Source organism: Nocardia altamirensis NBRC 108246 (assembly GCF_001612685.1).
Taxonomy (GTDB): domain Bacteria; phylum Actinomycetota; class Actinomycetes; order Mycobacteriales; family Mycobacteriaceae; genus Nocardia; species Nocardia altamirensis.
On record NZ_BDAY01000005.1, the window covers coordinates 44,755 to 64,823 of the forward strand.

A 20,069-nucleotide genomic window follows, 5' to 3' on the forward strand; every position below is an offset into this window, starting at 1 on the left:
GCAGCCCATCGAGGGGTTGACATGTTCTGACTGTTCAGTCTTTACTGAACATATCAGTCCTTACAGAACAGTTAAGACTCAGGAGCACGCATGACCGCCGCGATTCGCACCGAAGGATTGACCAAGAACTACGGCAAGCACGTCGCGATCACCGATCTCGACCTCGAGGTCGCCGAGGGCGAGGTGTTCGGATTCCTCGGCCCCAACGGCGCGGGCAAATCCACCACCATCCGGATCCTGCTCGACCTGATCCGCCCCACCGCGGGCCAGGTCGAGGTGCTCGGCATCGACCCGCGCAAAGGCGGCGCGCAACTGCGCGAGCGAATCGGTTACCTACCAGGCGAACTGGCGATCGAAGGCCGCAACACCGCGCGCGATCTGCTCGGCTTCCTCGCCGACCAGCGCGCGACCGCGGTGCCGGCCCAGCGGATCATCGAGCTCGCCGAGCTGCTCGACCTGGACCTGTCCAAGAAAGTCGGCGCCATGTCCAAGGGCAACAAGCAGAAGGTCGGAATCATCGCCGCCTTCATGCACCGCCCGGACCTGCTGATCCTGGACGAGCCGACCTCGGGCCTGGATCCGCTACTGCAGCAACGGTTCCTGGAGCTGGTGACCGAGGCCAAGCACAACGGGCAGACCGTGTTCATGTCCTCGCACATCCTCAGCGAGGTCCAGCAGACCGCCGACCGGGCCGTCATCATGCGCGCAGGCAAGCTGCTCGGCACCGAGAACGTGGAAGACCTGCGCCGCCGATCACCGCGATCGGTGGAGCTGGTGTTCGGCGAGGACGTTTTCGCCGACGACTTCGCCAAGCTGCCCGCCGTCCGCGACCTGAGCATCGACGGAAAGACGGTGCGCTGCACCACCGAAGGGGAAGTCGACGCGCTGTTCAAGGTTGCGGCCAAGTACGAGCTGGTGAGCGTGCTCTCGACCGAACCAGACCTCGAGCAGATCTTCTTCGGACTCTACGGCCGCTGATCCGCATAGCACACAGGAGAATTCGTCATGGCACGTTCGGTATTCACCCAGACACTGAAGGAACAGCGCCGCGGACTGCTCGGCTGGTCGGTCGGCATCGCCGTCGTCCCGCTGATCTACCTGCCGTCCTTCCATTCGCTGAAAGAGCAAGGCTCGCTGGAGAAGATCCAGCAGAACAGCGTCTACGACGCGATGGGGGTCGGCGACTTCGCCACCGCCACCGGCTTTCTGCACTCGACGATCTTCTCGATGATGGGGCTGCTGCTGATGCTCATCTTCGCGGTGACCTTCGGCGCCAGGTCGGTGAGCCAGGAGGAGAGCGGAACGCTGGATCTGCTGCTCGCCCATCCGATCAGCCGGATCGGGCTGCTCGGGCAGCGGTTCGCGGCACTGGCGGTGCAGACCGTCATTGTCACCACAGTCCTTGCACTGGCTGTCATTTCGGGTGCGAACGCCGGAAAGATGGACGTGCCTGCCGGGCACATCCTCGCCGCGAGCGCCGGGCTCGGCTTTCTGGCGCTGACGATCGGGGCGATCACCCTGTTGGTCGGCGCGATCACTGGAAAGCGTTCGCTGGCACTGGGAATCGCGTCGCTGGTCGCGCTCGCCGGGTACTTTGCCAACAACCTCGGCGGCGATCTGGTCCGCAAGCTCTCGCCGTTCTATTACGCGGTCGGCGACTCACCGGTCGTCAACGGCTGGAACGTCGGGCACCTCGCCGTCCTGGTCGTCCTCGCCGCGCTCGCGCTGGTGCTGGCGATGGGTGCGTTCGATCGCCGCGACCTCGCGGTCTGAACGCCGCACAACGGGGTGGGCCGACACGGCCCGCCCCGTTCACCCGTTTCCTCGACCCGAAGGGATACTCGACCGATGAGCGAGCGCAGCGAGCGAATCATCACCACAGCGCCCCTGGGCATGACGAAGCCGAGCGCCAGCGAGGCGCAGTCATGAGCACTACGGACTCCACCGCCCCGACCCCGGAACAACTGGCGTTCGTCGAAGACTTCGCGCTCGTACTCGAACGCATGGGGCTGGTCAGGATGACCGGACGCGCCGCTGGCTGGTTGCTGATCTCCGATCCGCCCGAGCAGACGTTCGGCCAGATCGCCGACGCACTCCAGGCCTCCAAGGGCTCCATCTCCAGCGCCCTGAAAATCCTCGTCACCATGCGCTGGGTCGACAAAATCTCCAAGCCGGGCGACCGCAGGGACTACTACTCCATCCGCCCAGGCATCCTCCCCGAACTGACCCGCCAGCAAAGCGGCATGTACACCGACCTCACCACCATGACCGCCCGCGGCCTCGCCCTCTTCGACGACCCCAACGGCACACAAGCCGCCCGCGTCCGCGACATGCACGAATTCTTCGTCTGGATGGGCAAAGAACTCCCCGCCCTCATCGACCGCTGGTACGCCGAACAACGCCCCTGAGCCGCCCGGCGCGGTATCGCTCGAGGTGTTCAGTGCCCGGTATGTCCGTTGAAGGCGTACGGTTTCTCGTGAGTAGCCGATGCGTTGCCAGAAGCTTTCGCACCGTTCCTCTGGCCGTCGCGGCGGAGTCACTGTCCACAACCAACTCGTGGAAGGACCGTGTCATGGCTGAGCCGAGCACCGACTGGAAAGAGAACGTTGGCTTCGATGAGGCGGAACGTTTCGCGCGCCAAGCCGACGCGCTGGCGGCTGTTCAGAACGATCGCAGCCGCCGATACAGTCACCCGGGACGAGGTTTCCATCGCAAGGCACTGTTGGCCCTGAGCGCCGATTTCGACGTGCTACCAGACCTGCCGGATTACGCACGCTTCGGATTGTTCGCCGATTCGGGCTCACACGACGCCTGGGTGCGTATCTCCAACGGCTCCTTCGACATCCAACCCGACGCGGTACCGGACGTCCGTGGATTCGCCATCAAAGTGTTCGGAGTCGAGGGTCCCGACGCCCGCGACGGCAAACCCGCACAATCCCAAGACTTTTTGATGATCCAGATCGATCCTTTCGGTCTCACCAGCGAGCGGTTCACCGCTGGTGCGGTAGCCATGGCAGCCGCGGCATCGGAGCCCTCGCCGGAACGTGCCGCACAGTTCCGGATTTCCGGATTCGCTACGTCGGTGTTCAACACCACGACCCCGTTCAAGGTCGGACCGTATGCCGCCCGCGCACGGATCCTCCCCCCGTCCGATCAGATCCCCGACCCGGCTGCCGACCAGGACTGGGGCGCGGACATGTATCGCCGCCTGCCGCTGGTCTACCGGTTCCAGCTGCAATTCTTCGTCAACGAGACCGATACCCCCATCGAAGATGCGACAAAGGTATGGCCGCAAGACATCGCACCCTGGATTACCGTTGCGCACCTTGCCATCCCGGCCCAACCGCTCGACACCGACTTCGCCGCCGAGGTGGAGCAGATCTCCTTCGCGCCATGGAATGCGCTAGCGGACCACCGCCCACTCGGCGAGGTCAACCGCGCCCGCCGCGTCGCCATGGACCGCAGCGTAGAAAACCGCAGCGGAGCCTACTCACTGACGCAAGACTGACGCCCGGGATCACAGAATTTCCATACGGTTCACAGAGGCTATGGGCTCTGTGAACCGTATGGAACCTGTGTGGGATCCCCAGAAGGGGTGCGGATTTCGGGGTTTGGGCGCGCTGGCTGTGTTTGCCGGTCTCAGAAGTACCCGCGATCCCGGCATGTGGGATCCAAGGGTGGTTTCGTGCCGAGGGGGTACTGGTGCAGGTGGCTTCTCGGGCGATGCCTGCACCAGTACCCGATGATCAACCGACCAACTACTGAACCAGGTGCGAATCCACAAGGAAGGTGCGGATTTCGAGGTTGGTGGTCGATGGATGGGCGGCGACGGCGTTGTGGCGGCTCTAGGCGAGGAGTTTGGTTTTGAGGGTGGTGATGTCGGCGGCGGTGAGGTTCAGGCCTTCGCGGACGTAGTTGTCGAAACTGCCGTAGGTTTGGTCGGCTTGGGCGAAAGCGGTGTCGAGCCAGGACTTTTGGACGCCGTTGATGGTGTCGTTGGGGGCGGCGTTGCGGTAGATGTTGGAGAGCAGGTAGTCCTGGGTGACGGTGTCGCGGTCTACGCCGAGGAGAGTGAGCAGGACGGCGGCGGTCCAGCCGGTGCGGTCCTTGCCTGCGGTGCAGTGGAAAAGCACTGCGCCGTCGGTGGTTCCGATGATGTCGTGCAGCACGGAGGCGAACGCCTGGTTGGCGCCGGGGGCGGTGATGAAGGCGCGGTAGAGGCTGTCGCCGCCGGTGAGGGTGCTGACCAGCGCCTCGGGCGGAGCTTGGCCGATGACGTCGTCCCAGTTGGCGGTCGCGCCCGCCGGAATCTTGTCGGGGCCGAGTGCGCGTTCGTAGACGGTGCGCAGGTCGTCGACGACGCGGACCTGACGGTTGGACAGTTCGGCGAGATCGGCGGGTGTCGCGTTGTTCAGCTGACCGGTGCGGTAGACGAGGCCGCTGCGGACGGTCTTGCCGTCGACGGTGCGGTAGCCGCCGATGTCCCTGGCGTTCTGCACGCCGTGCAGGGTGAGCGAGCGCTCGAACACCGACGCGGCGGGCGGGTCGGCGAGCGCGACCCCTGCCGCCGGGCCGAACGCGACGGCGAGACCGGCGACCAGCGCGATCGGGGTGCGTACTGCGCGTCGGGTCATGCGATTGCTCCAATCATCGGGTCCCGCCAACCTAACTGAAACGTCGCCAAGTCAAAGCGAAGGGGTTACGCGACGACCTCGAAACGCGACAGCGCGAGCAACCGGGAGATCGCGCGCAGATACTTCTTGCGGTACCCGCCGTCGAGCATCTCCTGCGAGAAGATCTGGTCGAGCTTGGCCCCGGACACGGTCACCGGCACGCTCGCGTCGTAGAGCCGGTCGGCCAGCACGACGATGCGCAACGCCACCGCCTGATCGGTCACCGGATGCACGTTCGAGATGAACACCGACGACACCCCGGCGATCAGCGCACCGTACTTCGACGGATGCAGCGTGCTCAGGTGCTTCAGCAGCGCATCGAACTCGTCGAGCGTGGAACCCGGTGTGGCAGCGGCACGTTCGACCAGCCGCTCCGGCGAGGTCGGGTCCGGTGCAGGCGGCAGATCGCGATGCCGGTAGTCAGGTCCGTCGACCCGCACCGGCTCGAAGATCGAGCCGAGCTTCTTGATCTCGCGCAGGAAATCCTGTGCGGCGAAACGACCTTCGCCGAGCTGTCCGGGCAGCGTGTTGGACGTCGCGGCGATCGAAACCCCCTGCGCGGACAGCTCGGTGAGCAGACGCGAAACCAGCATGGTGTCGCCGGGATCGTCGAGCTCGAACTCGTCGATGCACAACACGCTGTTCGCCGACAACCGCTCGACGGCGTTGCCGAACCCAAGGGCGCCAACGAGATTGGTGAGCTCACCGAAGGTGCCGAAGGACTTCGGCGCGGGCGCGCTGTGGAAGACCGAGGCGAGCAGGTGGGTCTTGCCCACACCGAACCCGCCGTCGAGGTACAGCCCGGCACCGTGCACCGGCTTCTTCTTACCGAACAGGCTCTTCTTGCTGTTCGCCTTGTAGATCTTGGCGACCTCGGCCGCGAACCCCTCGGCCTTGCTCACCGCGGCGGCCTGGCTCGGCTCGTTGGGATCGGGGATGTAGGAGGCGAAGCTCACCTCGTCGAACATGGGCGGTGGCACCATCTGGGCGACGAGCTGGTCGGCCGGGACCTCCGGGTGACGGTCGACGAGGCGTTCTTGCATGTGCAGAGCCTAATGACGTGGTGTGATCTATCTTCATGCAGCGTATCCACAATGCGACCCAGCTCACAGACCTGAGCCAGGACGATCTCGCGCAGTTGTACGCCTACCCCACCGACCTCGCGGCGCCGTGCGTGCGCGCCAATTTCGTATCGAGCATCGACGGCGCCGCCACCAGCGACGGCCAATCCGCAGGCCTCGGCACGCCCGCCGACAAATCGGTGTTCCTGATGCTGCGCGAACTGGCCGACGTGGTCCTGGTCGGCGCAGGCACCGTGCGCGCCGAGAACTACGGCGGCGCCAGGACCGACCCGCAGCGCCGCCGCGCGCTGCACGACGCGGGCTTCGGCGGCCATCCCGACGGTGCCGCGCCGCCGATCGCGGTGGTCACCGCGAGCGCAGCGATCGACCTCGACGCCAGGTTGCTCACCGACACGACGGTCCCGCCGTTGATCATCACCACGACCACCGCGCCCGCCGACCGCAAACAGCAACTGACCGACGCGGGGGCCGTGGTGGTCGAGGCGGGCGACGCCGCAGTCACCCCGAAGGCACTGCTGCGGGTGCTCGCGGAACGCGGACTGCACCGCGTCTTATGCGAGGGCGGACCACACTTATTCGGCGAACTACTTGGCGCCGACGCGGTCGACGAGCTGTGCCTGACCACCGCACCGTTGCTGGTCGGCGGCACGGGCCGGCGAATTTCGCTGTCCGCACACGAGTTCCGCCACCGGATGACCCGCGCCCATATCCTGCTCGACGACGACGGCACGATGCTCATCCGATGGGTGCGCGCATGACGTGCCGGACACCTGCTTTGTGAAACAACCGGCAGAACCTGGCAGGCTGTAGCGCATGCGCTGGACTCGGGCCGTCGTGCTGGCCACGACACTCTCGATCATGATCGCCGGATGCGGGGCGGGCCCCTCCGACCGCCCCGGGGTCGCCGTCGAGCGTGAACACGTGGGCGGCCACCCGACGACCTCGGTCGCACCGGCCCCGCCGCCGAACGCCGAGCTGCCCAAGACCGACCTGGCCTGGCGCGACTGCACGACGCCGACGCTGGACCTGCTCGGCCTCGGACCTGCCCCGGCCGGGCTCGTCCTCGACTGCGCGGAATTCTCCACCCCGATCGATGCGGGTGGCGCCGTGCTCGGCAACTTCCGTGCCGCGGCCGTCCGGGCCAGGCTGACGCAGACCCCAACGGATGTCGCCCCGCTCGTGCTCACCTCCGGTGCGGATCGCTCCTCGACCGCCACGCTGGCCGGCTTGGCGGCAGGGCCCGCGAGCGCGCTGCTGACGGCCCGGCCGATCGTCGCGGTGGACCGGCGCGGCATCGGCAGCTCGCAGGCGATCGACTGCCTGCCGCCCGACGTGCGCAAAGGCCTGGCCGAGAACGCCCAATTCGCGCCGGGCGCAACCGATCCCGTCGAGGCGATGACCCTGCTGAGCCAGAACGGCACCATCGCCTGCCGCGACTTCCTGCAGCCCTACGAGGGCACCTTCGACGCACCGCACGCCGCCGACGACCTCGAGCAACTGCGCAGGCAGTGGCAGGTCGACCACATTGCGCTGCTCGGCACCGGCAACGGTGCGAAGGTCGCGCTGAGCTACGCCCGCAAATACGGCGATCATGTGGCCAGGCTGGTGCTCGACTCCCCCGAGGCGGTCGGCACCGACGCGACCACACGGGCCGAGCAGCAGCTCGAGGGCGCCGAGGCGGCGGTGACCGCATTCGCCCAGCGCTGCACCGGAATCCGGTGCTCGCTCGGCCCCGACCCGAGGGCAGCGCTCACCGACCTGGTGAACCGCGCCGGTTCCGGCGGGCTCGGCGACATCTCGGCGAACGCGCTGCTCACCGCGGTGACCGGGTTCCTCGGCAGCCCGCGCGCCGACCAAGCCACCCGGATCGGCGAACTCGCCGACGCGCTGTCGGCGGCAGGCCGCGGCGACCGCGGCGCGCTCGGCACGCTGATCCAACGCGAATCATCGGCCATCCGCACCGACGGCCAATTCGTCAACCGCTGCACCGACTCTCAGCAGTCCCCGACACCGAGCAAGGTCAAGGAACTGATGGGCACCTGGGGCACGAAATACCCGGTGTTCGGCAAGGCCGCGGCCGTCGCGCTGATGGACTGCGCGGCATGGCCGGTCGCCACGGCGCCACCGCTGCCGGAGAAGTTCGGCATTCCGGTGCTTGTGCTCGGCGGCATCGCCGATCCGGTGGTCGGCAACGCCGGACAGGCAACGGTCACCGGCGCGCTCGGCAAGGCAGGCGCCCGGTATGCCGGACTCAGCTGGCAGGGTTGGGGACATCCGGTGTCCACCCATTCGAGTTGCGCGCAGCTCAGCATGATCGACTATTTGAAGGACGCGAAGCTGCCCGCGGACGGAACGGTCTGCCCGGCATAGTCCGAACAAGGACCCACCTGCCGGAACGCCGCACGCCGAGGAATCGGCAACCACCGCAACGGAATAGGATGAACACCGCGACGGCGGGCACATAGCGACCGCCCATCCGGTAAAGCTCCAGCGGCGCGTCATACCGGTCCGGACAACCGCGCGAACCGGATCCGGTGTACCGTGCCCCAGTGTTACTTCGACAGCTCGAGCCCCGTAGTGCTCGCACCACCGCCGAGGTGATCAAGTTCGCGCTCTGGCCATTCGCGGTCATGACTGTGCTGAACCGGGTGTTCATCAAGGCTGTCAATGGTTTCATCACCGACGACTTCAAGCCCGTCTACCAGGCAGCTCTGGACTTCGTCAACCGGCGACCGGTGTACACCGCGAACTACGACCTAGTCGATCCGCACTACCTGTACTACCCGAGCGGCACCTTGCTGATCGCGCCGGTGGCAGCGCTGCACCCGGAGGAGGCGCGCTGGCTGTTCATCCTGGTGAACGCCGCGGCGATCCTCGGCGCCTGGTATCTGCTGCTGCGGCTGTTCCGGTTCACGCTGAGTTCCGTTGTCGCGCCGGTGCTGCTGTTCGCGATGTTCATGTCGGAGACCGTCACCAACACGTTGGTCTTCACCAACATCAACGGGTGCGTGCTGCTCGCCGAGCTGATCTTCATCCACCTGCTGCTCAAACGCCGTGACCTCTGGGCAGGCGCGGCACTCGGCTTGAGTCTCGCGGTGAAACCGACGCTGGCGCCGCTGCTCCTGATCGCGCTGGCGCGTGGTCAGTGGAAGGTGTTCATCACCGCACTCGGCGTACCGGTCGCGCTGACCGCGATCGCGTGGCCGCTGTCCAAGGACCCGGAGAAGTTCTTCACCAGAACCGCGAAGTATCTGTTCGAAACGCGCGACTACTTCAACAGCTCGATCCCCGGCAACGGCGAGTACTACGGGCTGCAGCCGTGGCTGATCTGGACAATACGCGTCGGCATGGGCGTGCTGGTGCTCATCTCGCTGTGGCTGCTGTACCGCTACTACCGCCAGGACGAACTGTTCTTCGTGTGCACCGCGTCCGGTGTGCTGCTCACCGCGTCGTTCCTGCTGCTGTCGCTTGGTCAGATGTACTACTCGATGATGCTGTTCCCGTTCCTGATGACGGTGGTGCTGCGGAACTCGGTGCTGCGCAACTGGCCTGCCTGGTTGGCCGTGTTCGGGTTCATGAGCTACGACAAGTGGCTCTCCGATCGCTGGCAGCACATCGGCCGCGATGTCGAATACCTGCGCATCACCTTCGGCTGGGGGCTGCTGCTCATCGTGGTGTTCTGTGTGCTCGGTGACCGGTATCTGGCGGCGAAGCGCGAAGGCAGGCTCGAGTTCGGCATCGACCCCGTCTGGATCAAGCCGGTGCCGTCCGACGGCAAGACCGCAACCACTCGCATGGATTCGCCCAGCTCGGCCAACGGCTCCGCGACGGCCACCGCGAAACCTATTAGCGTGGAGGGATGAGCTCCGAAGCCGACACGTCCCTGCCCGCGCCGCGGATCCAGCTGACGCCCCAGGAATGGCGGTTGAAGCTGAACCCCGAGGAGTACGCGGTGCTGCGCGAGGCCGCGACCGAACGCCCCTTCGTCGGCGAATACACCGACACCAAGACCGAGGGCGTGTACACCTGCCGGGCCTGCGGGACCGAATTGTTCCGCAGCACCGAGAAATTCGACTCGCACTGCGGGTGGCCGTCGTTCTTCGACCCCGCCCAGTCCGACGCGGTGATCCTGAAATCGGACGACACCCTCGGCATGCACCGCGTCGAAGTGCTGTGCGCCAACTGCCACAGCCACCTCGGCCACGTCTTCGAGGGCGAGGGATACAACACGCCCACCGACAAGCGCTACTGCATCAACTCGATCTCGCTGCGTCTGCAGCCCGCGAAGGGTTCTACCAGCTGATCTGACCGGTCATATTTTCGGAAAACGCTTCCAAAAGCAGCGGCACCCCACAAGATAACCGAGACCGCCACATTTTCATCCATGGCGTTCGTCTTGCCAGTGGAGTCCGCATTGCTCGAAGTCCGCAACCTCGAGGTCGTCTACGAAGACGTTGTGCTCGTCTGCCGAGGCGTGAGCCTGCGAATTCCGCGGGACGGGATCGTCGCGCTGCTCGGCGCGAACGGTGCCGGGAAGACGTCGACGCTTCGCGCGATCACCGGCCTGCTCGACGTCCATCGCGGCAAGATCACCGCGGGGTCGGTGTCGGTTGACGGTAAAGACCTCACGCACGCCGATCCTGCGGCGGTGGTGACGGCCGGGATCAGCCAGGTCATGGAGGGGCGGCGGGTTTTCGTCGAGTTCTCCGTCGAGGAGAACCTTCGCGTCGGCGCGCACACGGCCCGCCGTTCCGGCGTCCAGGCGAACCTCGATCGCATCTACGGCATGTTCCCGATTCTCGCCGACCGGCGAAACCAGAAGGCCGGATATCTGTCTGGCGGCGAGCAACAGATGCTTGCCATCGGACGGGCGCTGATGGCGGAGCCGAAGTATCTGCTGCTCGATGAGCCGAGCCTCGGTCTGGCGCCGCTGGTCGTCGCAAGCATTCGCGATCTGATCGCCGACATCAACGCCGCGGGCACCGGGGTGCTGCTCGTGGAACAGAACGCCGCGATGGCGCTGTCGGTCGCCACGCACGGGTACGTGCTGGAGAACGGAAAAGTGGTATTGGACGGGCCTGCCGACGAATTGCGCAACAACGCCGATATCCAGGAGTTCTACCTCGGTCTCGGTACGGAGGGCAGCGCGTCGTATCGCGATCTCAAGCACTACAAGCGACGTAAGCGGTGGTCGGCATGACCCTTGCGGCAGCAGGGATTTCGTTGTCGTTCGGCGGCACCAAGGCGTTGTCGGACGTGTCGTTCGACGTGGGTTCGGGAGAACTGTTCGCGATCATCGGACCGAACGGAGCGGGCAAAACCTCTCTGTTCAACTGTCTTTCCGGCGTGTACCGCCCGCAGCAGGGATCGATCGTCCTCGACGAGGAGTCGCTGCTCGGCCGCCGCCCCGACGCGATCGCACGAATGGGCGTCGCGCGGATGTTCCAGAACATCGAGCTGTTCGAAAACCTCACGGTGCTGGACAATCTCAAGCTCGGCAGGCACCTGCATCTGAATTACAGCGCCTTCGCGGCAGCCCTGTATCTGGGGAAAGCGCGCAAGGCCGAGCGGCTCGCGCGCGAGTTCGTCGAGGATCTCGTGCATTTCCTCGGACTCGAATCGGTGCGCCATCAGCCGGTCGGGATGCTGCCCTTCGGCATCAAGAAGCGGGTCGAACTCGGACGCGCGCTGGCGATGGAACCGAAACTGTTGCTGCTCGACGAGCCCGTCGCCGGAATGAATGCGGAGGAGACCGAGGACATGGCGCGGTTCATCCTCGATGTCCGCGGCGAGATGGGGATATCCATGATCATGGTCGAGCACGACATGCGCCTCGTGATGGATCTCGCCGACCGAATCATGGTGCTGGACTTCGGCAAACGCATCTCACTCGGCACGCCCGCCGAGGTGCGGGTCGATCCCGCGGTGATCGCCGCCTACCTCGGTGGCGCGGACTCCGAGACCGCGGCGGCCGATCAGGCGACGTTGGAGGCGGCGACATGACCATCCAGCAGGCGGTCGAGACGACGACCGAGCCCGTCACACGTCCGGTCGATCTCGTGCGTCGTCGGGCCGAGCAGACTCCCGACCTGGTCGCCATGCGGTCCAAGAAGCTCGGCGTCTGGCGCAACATCACCTGGTCCGACTACGACGACGAAGCGCAGCTCGCGGCGCATGCCTTTGCTGCACTTGGCATCTCGGCCCACGACCGGGTCGGCGTACTATCGGAGAACCGACCCGAATGGCTGTATGCCGACATGGGCGCGACGGCGCTGCGCGCAATCACCGTCGGCTTCTACCCGACCAGCCCGGCGGCCGAAATCGAGTACCTGATCACCGATTCCGGCGTTCAGGTGATCGTCGCCGAGGATCAGGAACAGGTCGACAAGATCCTCGCCGTGCTCGACAAGTGCCCCTCCGTCGAGCGCATCGTCTACCTCGAACGCCGCGGCGTCGCGGCCTACGCGCATCCGACCTTGCTGTCGTACAACGAGTTCCGTGAGCTGGGCAGGCAGCACCGCACCGAGCATCCAGGCCTGCTGGCACAGGTCCATGCCGACGCGGCAGCGAGTGACGTTGCGACGCTGGTGTATACGTCGGGCACGACCGGTCCGCCGAAGGGTGCGATGCTCACCTGCGGCAACATCGCCTACGCGCTCGACGCGCTGCTCGCCGGTCGCACCTTGTTCTCACCGCCCCCGACGGCCGCCGACGTGTCGGTGTCGTTCCTGCCGCTCTGCCACGTTGCCGAACGCATGTTCACGGTGTGGAACAACGCGGGATCGGGCATTGTCGTCCATTTCGCGGAGTCGATCGAGACGATCGCCGCCGACCTTGCCGAGATTCAGCCGACGCTGCTGTTCGCCGTCCCGCGGATCTGGGAGAAGCTCCAGTCGACGGTCATGATCAAGTCCGCGTCGGCGTCACCGGCCAAGCGGCTGGCGTTCCGCATCGGCATGAAGCTGTCGGAATCCATTGCGGCCGCACGCATTGCCAACGGCGGCGATCACACCACGGCGTCGCGGCTGACCTACGCGGTCGGCTACCCACTGCTCTTCCGGCCGCTGCGGGACAAGCTGGGGCTGCGTAAAACGCGGGCCGCATTGTCCGGTGCCGCACCGATCTCCCCCGACGTGCTGCGCTTCTTCCTCGGCCTCGGCGTTCCCATCTCGGAGGCCTACGGGATGACGGAGAACACGGCGATCGCGACCTGCACCCGCGCACACCGCCTGAAGCTCGGCACCGTCGGCGAGGTCATCGACGGGATCGAACTGCGACTCGACCCGGAGACCGGCGAAGTGCAGACCAGGCATCCCGGAAACTTCGCGGGCTACTGGAATCGGCCGGAGGCAACAGCATCGACGTTCACCGAGGACGGCTGGCTGCGCACCGGCGACGTCGGCGCCTGGGTCGACGGGACGTATCTCGCGATCGTCGACCGCATGAAGGACATCATCATCACTGCGGGCGGCAAGAACATCTCCCCCTCGGAGATCGAGAACCAGCTGAAGGTCTCGCCGTTCGTCAAGGAAGCCGTCGTCATCGGGGATCGTCGGCCGTACCTCACCGCGCTGATCGGCATCGAGTTCGACGCCGTCGCAGACTGGGCCTCGCGCAAAGGGATTCAGTACACGACCTACCGCGATCTGTCGCGCAGGCAGGAAGTGCTCGAGCTGATTCGCGGCGTGATCGTCGCGACGAACGACAAGTTCGCCCGAGTCGAAAACGTCCGCAAGTTCCGCATGTTCGGCAAAGAGCTCGACCATGACGACGGCGAGCTGACCGCAACGCAGAAGGTGAAGCGAGCAGCCCTGACGCAGGGATACCGCGAGTTGATCGAGGACATGTATTCGAACTCGACGACGCATCCCGGCGGCGACCTCCAGGGGGTGCACACGTGATCGAACTGATCGAAACGCTCATCCGCGGAATCGGATTGGCGGGCATGTACGCGCTGATCGCGGTCGGATTCGTGATCATCTACCGGGCCACCGGCGTCTTGAACTTCGCCCAACCGGTGTTCATGATCTTCGGCACCTGGGTCAGCTTCACCCTCGTCGACAGCGCCGGACTGCCGTTCGCGCCCGCGGCCGCCGGAGCCGTGGTCACAGTCGCCGCGCTGGCGATGACCTGTGAGCGAGTGGCGATGCGCCCCATGGTCGGACGCCCACCGTTCTCGGCGGCGCTCGTCACCATCGGACTCTTCGCCGCAGGGCTCGTTGTCACCAACAAGCTGTTCGGACCCGACGTCATCACCTCCGGCGATCCGTGGGGGCTGAAGAACTTCTGTCTCGGCGGCGTGCGGGAACACGGCAGCGGCGTCGAGGGTGTCGCGCCGTGCGTCGGCGGCGTCACGGTCGGCTACACCGACATCTTCAAGGTCGCCGCCGCCGTGGTCGTGATCGCACTGCTCGGGTGGTGGCTGGAGCGATCCCGCTACGGCCTCGCGATGCGTGCCACCGCGATGGACCAGGAAGCCGCGATGGCGCAGGGCATCAAGGCAGGCACGGTGTTCTCGCTCTCCTGGGCGATCGCGGGCGCGCTCGCGGCGATCGGCGGCATCCTGCTCGGCACGGCCGCGGGCGGCGTCGCGTCGGCCGCGGCGCTCGTCGCGCTGAAAGCGCTGCCCGCCATCATCATCGGCGGCTTGGACTCCATCAAGGGCGCGGTGGTCGGCGGGCTCGTGGTCGGCATCGCCGAGGCGCTGACAAAGACCTACCAACCCGACTTCGCACCGTGGCTCGGCGCCAACTTCGACATCGTCGTGCCCTACGTGCTCATGTTCGTGGTCCTGCTGATTCAGCCCTACGGGCTGTACGGCAGCAAGGAGGTACGGCGGGTATGACCACGACGGCAGGACTCGATCTCAGCGGGCAGGCAGAGCCGGGCGACGGCATCGCAGGCAAGGTGACCGTGCCGAAGTCGGTACGACGCGGCAGGCCGAAGGTCTACACGTCCTATGCCAAGGACCAGGCGATCTGGAACACACCGGCGAAGCGCTACTGGACGCTCGGGCTCGTCGTACTCGCCTTCGCCGCACCGTTTCTCGTCGCCAAGGACATCACCAACCTGCTCGCGCTCGCCGCGGTGTACGCGATCGGCGGCATCGGCCTGAACCTGCTGACGGGTTACGCGGGCCAGGTGTCGCTCGGTCACGCGTTCTTCGTCGGCGCCGGTGCGTACACAGCAGCGGTATTCGGCGGCAAGGAAACCAAGTCCGTCATCGGCCTCGGCTGGGATATGGCGTTGTGGCTGCCGCTTTCGGCGATCATCCCCGGGCTGCTCGGGTTGCTCGTCGCGCCACTTGCCGCGCGGGTACGCGGCTTGTATTTGGCGACACTGACACTCGGCCTGCTCATGCTCGGCGAGCATTTCTTCAACGAGTGGACCAAGGTCACCGGAGGTGGTGGTATCGGCCGCGGTCCCGCAGTGCCTGTGCTGTTCGGTGTCGACCTGACCACGCCGTATTACGTGGCAGGACTGCTGGTGAATCAGCAGATCGCGCTGTACCTCGTCAGCCTGGTGCTGCTGATCGTCCTCGCGATCACCGCGCGAAACCTGGCCCGCTCCAAGGTCGGTCGCGCGTTCGCCGCCGTGCGGGATCGAGACATCGCCGCGGAGATGATGGGAGTTCCGCTGCAACGCACCAAGACTCTCGCGTTCGTCATCTCGTCGGCCTACGCCGGTATCGCAGGCGCGCTGCTGTCGGTGGTCGTCGGCCGGATCAGCCCCGACCGCTGGAATCTGTTGCTGTCCATCGACTTCCTGGCGATTGTGCTGATCGGAGGTGTCGCCACGATCTCGGGCTCGATCATCGGCGCGTGCTTCGTCGTGCTGCTCCCCCGGGTGCTCGAAGAGGTGACGCGGGCCTTTCCCGCCATCACCGACGACAGCGGCGAGATCGCCGGGCTCACCCTCGACGAGCTGAAGACGATCCTGTTCGGGCTGCTCATCGCCGGCGTGATCATCCTCGAACCCAGGGGCATATTCGGGCTCTGGCTCCGGATACGCAACTACTTCAAGGCCTGGCCGTTCTCGTATTGATCGCGGCCTGTGGGAAGAAAGGTAAAACCATGAGACACAACAGAGGTCGGCGGCTCCGCCTCCAGCTCGCCGCAGTACCGGCTGTCGTCGGCCTACTCTTGGTCTCGGCATGTTCGAGTGCGAAAGACAGCGGCGGCAGCACGGGCGCGTCCGGGCCCGGCGTCTCGCAGGAGCCGTGCCCACGGGCGATCGACAAGGAGAAGGGCTGCCTCTATCTCGGCGTGCTGTCCGACCTGGAGGGCGGACCGTTCGCGGTGCTCGGCAGGCAGTTCAACGAAGGCCAGCTCGACTTCTGGAAGAAGGCCAACGCGGCAGGCGGCATCGGTGACTACGAAGTCGATTTGGCGCAGAACACCAGGAACACCGCCTACGACCCACAGAAGCATGCCGCCGCGTACCAGCAGGTCGAGCCGAATGTGCTGGCGCTGGCGATGAGTTTGGGCACGGTCAACACCCAGGCCGTGCTCGACCAGATGGACACCGACAACATGGTGGCCGGCGCGGGGACGTTGTGGTCGGGCTGGCAGTTCCCGGACACCGACAAGGGACTGCTGATCGAGACCGGATACTCCTACTGCACCGAGGCCGTCATGGGCCTGGACTGGTTCGCCGACAACCACAAGAAGCCAGCCAAGATCGCGTCCGTGGTCTACAAGGGCGACTACGGCGGCGACTACGCGGAGGGCGCGAAGAGATGGGCGAAGGCCAATGGCGTCGACATCGCCGCCGAAATCCAGACCGGACCGAACGCGGCCGTCGGTAACCAGGACGGACCGGTGGGCCAGATCGTCGCCGCCGCACCGGATGTCGTGGTTCTCGCCACCGGTCCCGCGGAGACAGCCGAGATCGTCGGCAAGGCCGCACAGGCGGGATACAAGGGTCGCTTCCTCGGTGCCGGACCGACGTGGAACGGTGCCCTGCTGAAGACACCGGCCGCGCCCGCGTTGATCGCGCTGTACAACGCGACGTCACCGATCGAAGGCTGGGACGGCTCCAGCGCAGGCATCAAGGCCGCGCACGACGCGATCGGTGACAAGCAGCCCGAAAACTGGGGCTATGTCTACGGATTCGCCATGTCGTATGCGATGAAGGCCTTGCTCGACAAGGCCAACAGCAACAACAAACTGAATCGCGAAGGCCTGCGTGCGGCGATCGACGGCCTGCAGGTCGACTTCGACGGCATCGCCGCGAAGCAGACCTTCGGCGCGAAGCCGGACGTCAAACGGCTCGCGAGCGTGATCATCGCACCGGACCCAGCCGCCCAGCTCGGCACGAGGACCGTCCTGAAGGACTACAAAGGAAGCACCCTGGAGAAGATCAGCTACGACGCGCCCTGCGTAGCGTCATAGGAGACACCCCGGCGGCGTGGCACCCGCTCAGGGGAGTGCGGCGATGAGGTTCTCGAGTTCCACGCGAGGGCCGGTGAAGAACGGGACCTCTTCGCGGACATGCAGGCGGGCCTCGGTGGCGCGCAGGTCACGCATCAGGTCGACGATGCGGTGCAGTTCCGGGGCCTCGAAGGCGAGGATCCACTCGTAGTCGCCGAGGGCGAACGAGCTGACCGTGTTGGCGCGCACATCCGGGTAGCCGCGAGCCGCCTTGCCGTGGTCGGCGAGCATCTTGCGCCGCTCCTCGTCGGGCAGCAGGTACCACTCGTAGGAGCGGACGAACGGGTACACGCAGATGTAGTTACCCGGGTCCTCGCCCGCCAGGAACGCGGGCACGTGACTCTTGTTGAACTCCGCCGGACGATGCAGCGCCACATTGCTCCACACCGGCGCGCTGGCTCGACCCAGTTCGGTGGTGCGCCGGAAATCCGAGTACACGGCCTGCAGATCCTCGACCCGCTCGGCATGCGTCCAGATCATGAAGTCCGCATCGGCCCGCATGCCTGCCACGTCGTACACGCCACGCACCACGACGTCACGATCCGCGAGCCCGTCGAAGAAGGCCCGCGCCTCCTTGATCGCCGCGGCCCGATCCTCCCCGAGCACACCGGGCTGCACCTGGAACACCGAGAACATCAGGTAACGAATGGTCGAGTTGAGAGCCTGATAATCGAGTCGCGCCATACCGCCCATCGTGCCACTCCCCCCACCCCCGACCGCCTCGCGGCCCACCTCCGCCCGGCCCGCGCCCCTGGTGGCGGGGCGCGGCAGTGCCGAACGCCACACGCCAGGACGACCGCGGACCGTATCGCGAGGGGTTCGTCGCTGCCCGATGCCCCGACCTTTTCGATACCGGCCCTGGCGAATTGGATGTCGCGGGGCTTGAACCACCACGAGTCGATGACTACAGAAGTTGAGGTTGCTTGGGCTAAGGCCCACACCGCGTCCATCGCGATACCGCCGAGCGCGGGCACGGTGCTGTCGCCGCAGGAGGCCAGTGCTTCCTTGACCGAGTCCTTCGACAAGAACTGCGCACCAAACGCTTTGGCCAAGGAACGGCCCGATGTCGATTTGCCCGAGGCGGGCAGGCCGTTGATCAGGACGAGGAGTTTGTCCATCGGGCCGACGGCTCAGGTCGAGGTGGCGGCGATGTGGTGGGCGGCGGCGGTGCCGGAGGCCACGCAGGCGGGGACGCCTACGCCGTGGAGGTAGGCGCCGGCCAAGGCTAGGCCGGGGATGGGGGCGATGGCGGATTCGACGGCGGCGATGCGGTCGGTGTGGCCGGGAGCGTATTGGGCCAGGCCGTTGGGCCAGCGTTGGACTGCGGCGGCGAGCGGCTCGATGGGGACGCCGGTGACGGTGGACAGGTCCTCGGCGGCGGCGGTGACGAGGTCGGCGTCGGACCAGGAGAGCGGGGTGGCGTCGCCGAATTTGCCGAAGGAGACTCGGACGGCAGCGGTTTCGCGGTGGGCCAGATGGGTCCATTTGCGGCTGGACAGGGTGAATGCTTTGGCGCGCAAGGGTTCTCCGGTGGCGACGAGGATGCCGGAGTTTTGCGGGAGCGCAGTGTCGCGAGGAAGGGCAAGGGCGACAAGGACGGACGAGGACAGTTCGATGCCGGCGAGTGCGGCGGCGGCGTCCGGTGCGACGGTGCCGAGCAGGCGTGCGGTCACCGGTGCGGGAGTGGCGAGCACGACCGAGTCGACCGCACCGATGGGGTCGACGACCCAGCCGCGCTGCCCACGAGCGAGCCGGGTGGCCGGTTCCGCGGTGATGAACTTTGCGCCCGAGCGGGCGGCCAGTGCCTCCAACAGCACCTGGTAGCCGTCGCGGATACCGCCGAAGACCGGGGCATCCGAGGGCGGCGGGAGCGCGACAGCGACCGCGTGTGTGAGGCTGGGTGCGCCGTCGTCGAGGGCAGCGGCCAAAGTCGGCAGGGCGGCTCGCACTCCGATCGAGCGAGAGCTTCCGGCGTACACACCACCCAGTAGCGGGTCAACGCTGCGCTCGGCGACCTGAGCACCGAATCGGTCGGCGACCAAACGGTATACGTCGATGTCGGCTCCCGGCTCCCAGGCGAGCGGGCGCCGCGGTTCCGTCGCGATCCGCTCGAGTGTCGCCGCATCGACCAGGCCGCGCATCGACTCCGCGGTCGACGGCACCCCCATCAACGTTCGCTCCGGTAGCGGGTGCGCTACCCCGTCGGACCACACCAGCGGCCGCAGTCCCGCCGGGGTCACCAACTGCGTCTCGAGCCCTACCTCCCGTAGCAACTGCGGCACCTCGGGTCGTCGGCCGACAAACGCCTCCGCCCCCAAATCCAAAGGCTCCCCGGCTAGTTCGGCGGTGTACAGGATCCCGCCGACCCGCTCGGCCCGGTCGAGCACCAGGATGTCGGCCGCCGCCCCCAGCAGCATCCGCAACCGATACGCGGCAACCAACCCACTGATCCCACCGCCGATTACCGCGATCCTCATGCCCCCGACGCTATCCCTCGCCCAGACCACGCGACCCACCGGTCCGAGAAGCACGAGTGGCACATGGCTGCGGCAAAACGCGAGTGCACCTCTCCACCATGTGCCACTCGTCGAGCCGGGCGAGGTGAGGTGTACTGATTGTCCGTTTTTGGAGGGTTGGCGAGACTGAGGGCCAGTCGCCACACAGGGCGGTTTGATGGTCGTTTACATAGGGGGGGTTGCAATTGTTGATTTGAGCGGAGTAATGGCGTGTCTAGACAGTTCTAAATGGCCTTCGAAACTTGTTGAGCCAGTTCTCCGATTGACCTGGCGGTATGATGGAGAGGACAAGATTTTCTGGGCGCTTCCGGTGGGGCGCTGTGCGCAGTCCGCAGACAGGTCTGTGATCCCCGATCGACTCGTCAT

19 protein-coding genes are annotated in these 20,069 nt (G+C 66.1%); 14 read left to right on the forward strand and 5 right to left on the reverse strand.

The annotated features are described in order from the left end of the window. Positions 1-90: 90 nt before the first annotated feature. The 4 genes from NA11_RS02245 (at position 91) to NA11_RS02260 (ending at position 3,508) form a co-directional block, all read left to right on the forward strand. On the forward strand, positions 91-978 hold the full coding sequence (locus NA11_RS02245) for an ABC transporter ATP-binding protein (RefSeq protein WP_069160012.1): 888 nt from the start codon (positions 91-93) through the stop codon (positions 976-978). 27 nt (positions 979-1,005) lie between these two features. Then, positions 1,006-1,773, forward strand: a complete 768-nt coding sequence (locus NA11_RS02250; RefSeq protein ID WP_069160013.1) for a DUF2705 family protein — start codon at positions 1,006-1,008, stop codon at positions 1,771-1,773. A gap of 152 nt (positions 1,774-1,925) precedes the next feature. Then, the gene (locus tag NA11_RS02255) at positions 1,926-2,408 is read left to right on the forward strand and encodes a GbsR/MarR family transcriptional regulator (RefSeq protein ID WP_069160014.1); all 483 of its coding nucleotides are present in this window, start codon (positions 1,926-1,928) and stop codon (positions 2,406-2,408) included. Between the two features lie 164 nt (positions 2,409-2,572). Beyond that, positions 2,573-3,508, forward strand: a complete 936-nt coding sequence (locus NA11_RS02260; protein ID WP_069160015.1) for a catalase family protein — start codon at positions 2,573-2,575, stop codon at positions 3,506-3,508. A gap of 337 nt (positions 3,509-3,845) precedes the next feature. On the opposite strand, the gene NA11_RS02265 is transcribed toward NA11_RS02260, so the two are convergent. Together NA11_RS02265 and zapE are read right to left on the reverse strand one after the other, a co-directional pair. After that, a complete protein-coding gene (locus tag NA11_RS02265) occupies positions 3,846-4,634 on the reverse strand; it encodes a tyrosine-protein phosphatase (RefSeq protein ID WP_069160016.1) in 789 nt (262 codons plus the stop codon). A gap of 65 nt (positions 4,635-4,699) precedes the next feature. Beyond that, entirely contained in the window at positions 4,700-5,716 is a 1,017-nt protein-coding gene (gene zapE, locus NA11_RS02270; protein ID WP_069160017.1) for a cell division protein ZapE, read from the reverse strand. 35 nt (positions 5,717-5,751) lie between these two features. Here zapE and NA11_RS02275 point away from each other — a divergent pair, with 35 nt between their 5' ends. From NA11_RS02275 to NA11_RS02320, 10 genes are all read left to right on the forward strand, one after another. After that, positions 5,752-6,513, forward strand: coding sequence for a pyrimidine reductase family protein (locus tag NA11_RS02275; RefSeq protein WP_069160018.1), 762 nt, complete (start codon positions 5,752-5,754; stop codon positions 6,511-6,513). A 55-nt stretch (positions 6,514-6,568) separates the two neighbouring features. Continuing rightward, entirely contained in the window at positions 6,569-8,125 is a 1,557-nt protein-coding gene (locus tag NA11_RS02280; RefSeq protein WP_069160019.1) for an alpha/beta hydrolase, read from the forward strand. A gap of 179 nt (positions 8,126-8,304) precedes the next feature. Next, a complete protein-coding gene (locus tag NA11_RS02285) occupies positions 8,305-9,618 on the forward strand; it encodes a glycosyltransferase family 87 protein (protein ID WP_174567644.1) in 1,314 nt (437 codons plus the stop codon). Continuing rightward, positions 9,615-10,058, forward strand: a complete 444-nt coding sequence (msrB, locus tag NA11_RS02290) for a peptide-methionine (R)-S-oxide reductase MsrB (RefSeq protein ID WP_069160021.1) — start codon at positions 9,615-9,617, stop codon at positions 10,056-10,058. Before NA11_RS02285 ends, msrB begins: the two co-directional genes overlap by 4 nt. An 81-nt stretch (positions 10,059-10,139) precedes the next feature. Then, complete coding sequence (locus NA11_RS02295; protein WP_218023224.1) at positions 10,140-10,955, forward strand: ABC transporter ATP-binding protein; 816 nt, start codon at positions 10,140-10,142, stop codon at positions 10,953-10,955. Further along, positions 10,952-11,758, forward strand: coding sequence for an ABC transporter ATP-binding protein (locus NA11_RS02300; RefSeq protein WP_069160184.1), 807 nt, complete (start codon positions 10,952-10,954; stop codon positions 11,756-11,758). Before NA11_RS02295 ends, NA11_RS02300 begins: the two co-directional genes overlap by 4 nt. After that, positions 11,755-13,656 carry an AMP-dependent synthetase/ligase gene (locus NA11_RS02305; RefSeq protein WP_069160022.1) on the forward strand — a complete coding sequence of 634 codons (1,902 nt, stop codon included), beginning with the start codon at positions 11,755-11,757 and terminating at the stop codon, positions 13,654-13,656. Before NA11_RS02300 ends, NA11_RS02305 begins: the two co-directional genes overlap by 4 nt. After that, entirely contained in the window at positions 13,653-14,600 is a 948-nt protein-coding gene (locus NA11_RS02310) for a branched-chain amino acid ABC transporter permease (protein ID WP_084653964.1), read from the forward strand. The genes NA11_RS02305 and NA11_RS02310 overlap by 4 nt, the downstream gene beginning before the upstream one ends. After that, complete coding sequence (locus NA11_RS02315; RefSeq protein ID WP_084653965.1) at positions 14,597-15,799, forward strand: branched-chain amino acid ABC transporter permease; 1,203 nt, start codon at positions 14,597-14,599, stop codon at positions 15,797-15,799. The genes NA11_RS02310 and NA11_RS02315 overlap by 4 nt, the downstream gene beginning before the upstream one ends. 29 nt (positions 15,800-15,828) lie before the next feature. Beyond that, positions 15,829-17,148 (forward strand): ABC transporter substrate-binding protein, encoded by a 1,320-nt coding sequence (locus NA11_RS02320; RefSeq protein WP_069160023.1) that lies wholly within the window; start codon positions 15,829-15,831, stop codon positions 17,146-17,148. Between the two features lie 27 nt (positions 17,149-17,175). Here NA11_RS02320 and hemQ read toward each other — a convergent pair whose 3' ends face one another. The 3 genes from hemQ to NA11_RS02335 are packed head-to-tail and all read right to left on the reverse strand — an operon-like array spanning position 17,176 to position 19,664. Then, positions 17,176-17,871 (reverse strand): hydrogen peroxide-dependent heme synthase, encoded by a 696-nt coding sequence (gene hemQ, locus NA11_RS02325; protein ID WP_069160187.1) that lies wholly within the window; start codon positions 17,869-17,871, stop codon positions 17,176-17,178. After that, the gene (locus NA11_RS47140; RefSeq protein WP_369691107.1) at positions 17,823-18,305 is read right to left on the reverse strand and encodes a P-loop nucleotide/nucleoside kinase family protein; all 483 of its coding nucleotides are present in this window, start codon (positions 18,303-18,305) and stop codon (positions 17,823-17,825) included. The genes hemQ and NA11_RS47140 overlap by 49 nt, the downstream gene beginning before the upstream one ends. 12 nt (positions 18,306-18,317) lie before the next feature. After that, on the reverse strand, positions 18,318-19,664 hold the full coding sequence (locus tag NA11_RS02335) for a protoporphyrinogen oxidase (RefSeq protein ID WP_069160025.1): 1,347 nt from the start codon (positions 19,662-19,664) through the stop codon (positions 18,318-18,320). Positions 19,665-20,069: the final 405 nt, after the last annotated feature.

What these genes read in the sequence shown, in the direction of transcription:
- NA11_RS02305 (WP_069160022.1), top strand. Translation starts at nt 11,755, where the DNA reads ATGACCATCCAGCAGGCGGTCGAGACGACGACCGAGCCCGTCACACGT.
- NA11_RS47140 (WP_369691107.1), bottom strand. Translation starts at nt 18,305, where the DNA reads ATGGACAAACTCCTCGTCCTGATCAACGGCCTGCCCGCCTCGGGCAAA.
- NA11_RS02315 (WP_084653965.1), top strand. Translation starts at nt 14,597, where the DNA reads ATGACCACGACGGCAGGACTCGATCTCAGCGGGCAGGCAGAGCCGGGC.
- NA11_RS02250 (WP_069160013.1), top strand. Translation starts at nt 1,006, where the DNA reads ATGGCACGTTCGGTATTCACCCAGACACTGAAGGAACAGCGCCGCGGA.
- NA11_RS02245 (WP_069160012.1), top strand. Translation starts at nt 91, where the DNA reads ATGACCGCCGCGATTCGCACCGAAGGATTGACCAAGAACTACGGCAAG.
- NA11_RS02275 (WP_069160018.1), top strand. Translation starts at nt 5,752, where the DNA reads ATGCAGCGTATCCACAATGCGACCCAGCTCACAGACCTGAGCCAGGAC.
- zapE (WP_069160017.1), bottom strand. Translation starts at nt 5,716, where the DNA reads ATGCAAGAACGCCTCGTCGACCGTCACCCGGAGGTCCCGGCCGACCAG.
- NA11_RS02265 (WP_069160016.1), bottom strand. Translation starts at nt 4,634, where the DNA reads ATGACCCGACGCGCAGTACGCACCCCGATCGCGCTGGTCGCCGGTCTC.
- NA11_RS02335 (WP_069160025.1), bottom strand. Translation starts at nt 19,664, where the DNA reads ATGAGGATCGCGGTAATCGGCGGTGGGATCAGTGGGTTGGTTGCCGCG.
- NA11_RS02260 (WP_069160015.1), top strand. Translation starts at nt 2,573, where the DNA reads ATGGCTGAGCCGAGCACCGACTGGAAAGAGAACGTTGGCTTCGATGAG.
- NA11_RS02280 (WP_069160019.1), top strand. Translation starts at nt 6,569, where the DNA reads ATGCGCTGGACTCGGGCCGTCGTGCTGGCCACGACACTCTCGATCATG.
- hemQ (WP_069160187.1), bottom strand. Translation starts at nt 17,871, where the DNA reads ATGGCGCGACTCGATTATCAGGCTCTCAACTCGACCATTCGTTACCTG.
- NA11_RS02320 (WP_069160023.1), top strand. Translation starts at nt 15,829, where the DNA reads ATGAGACACAACAGAGGTCGGCGGCTCCGCCTCCAGCTCGCCGCAGTA.
- NA11_RS02300 (WP_069160184.1), top strand. Translation starts at nt 10,952, where the DNA reads ATGACCCTTGCGGCAGCAGGGATTTCGTTGTCGTTCGGCGGCACCAAG.
- msrB (WP_069160021.1), top strand. Translation starts at nt 9,615, where the DNA reads ATGAGCTCCGAAGCCGACACGTCCCTGCCCGCGCCGCGGATCCAGCTG.
- NA11_RS02255 (WP_069160014.1), top strand. Translation starts at nt 1,926, where the DNA reads ATGAGCACTACGGACTCCACCGCCCCGACCCCGGAACAACTGGCGTTC.
- NA11_RS02295 (WP_218023224.1), top strand. Translation starts at nt 10,140, where the DNA reads ATGGCGTTCGTCTTGCCAGTGGAGTCCGCATTGCTCGAAGTCCGCAAC.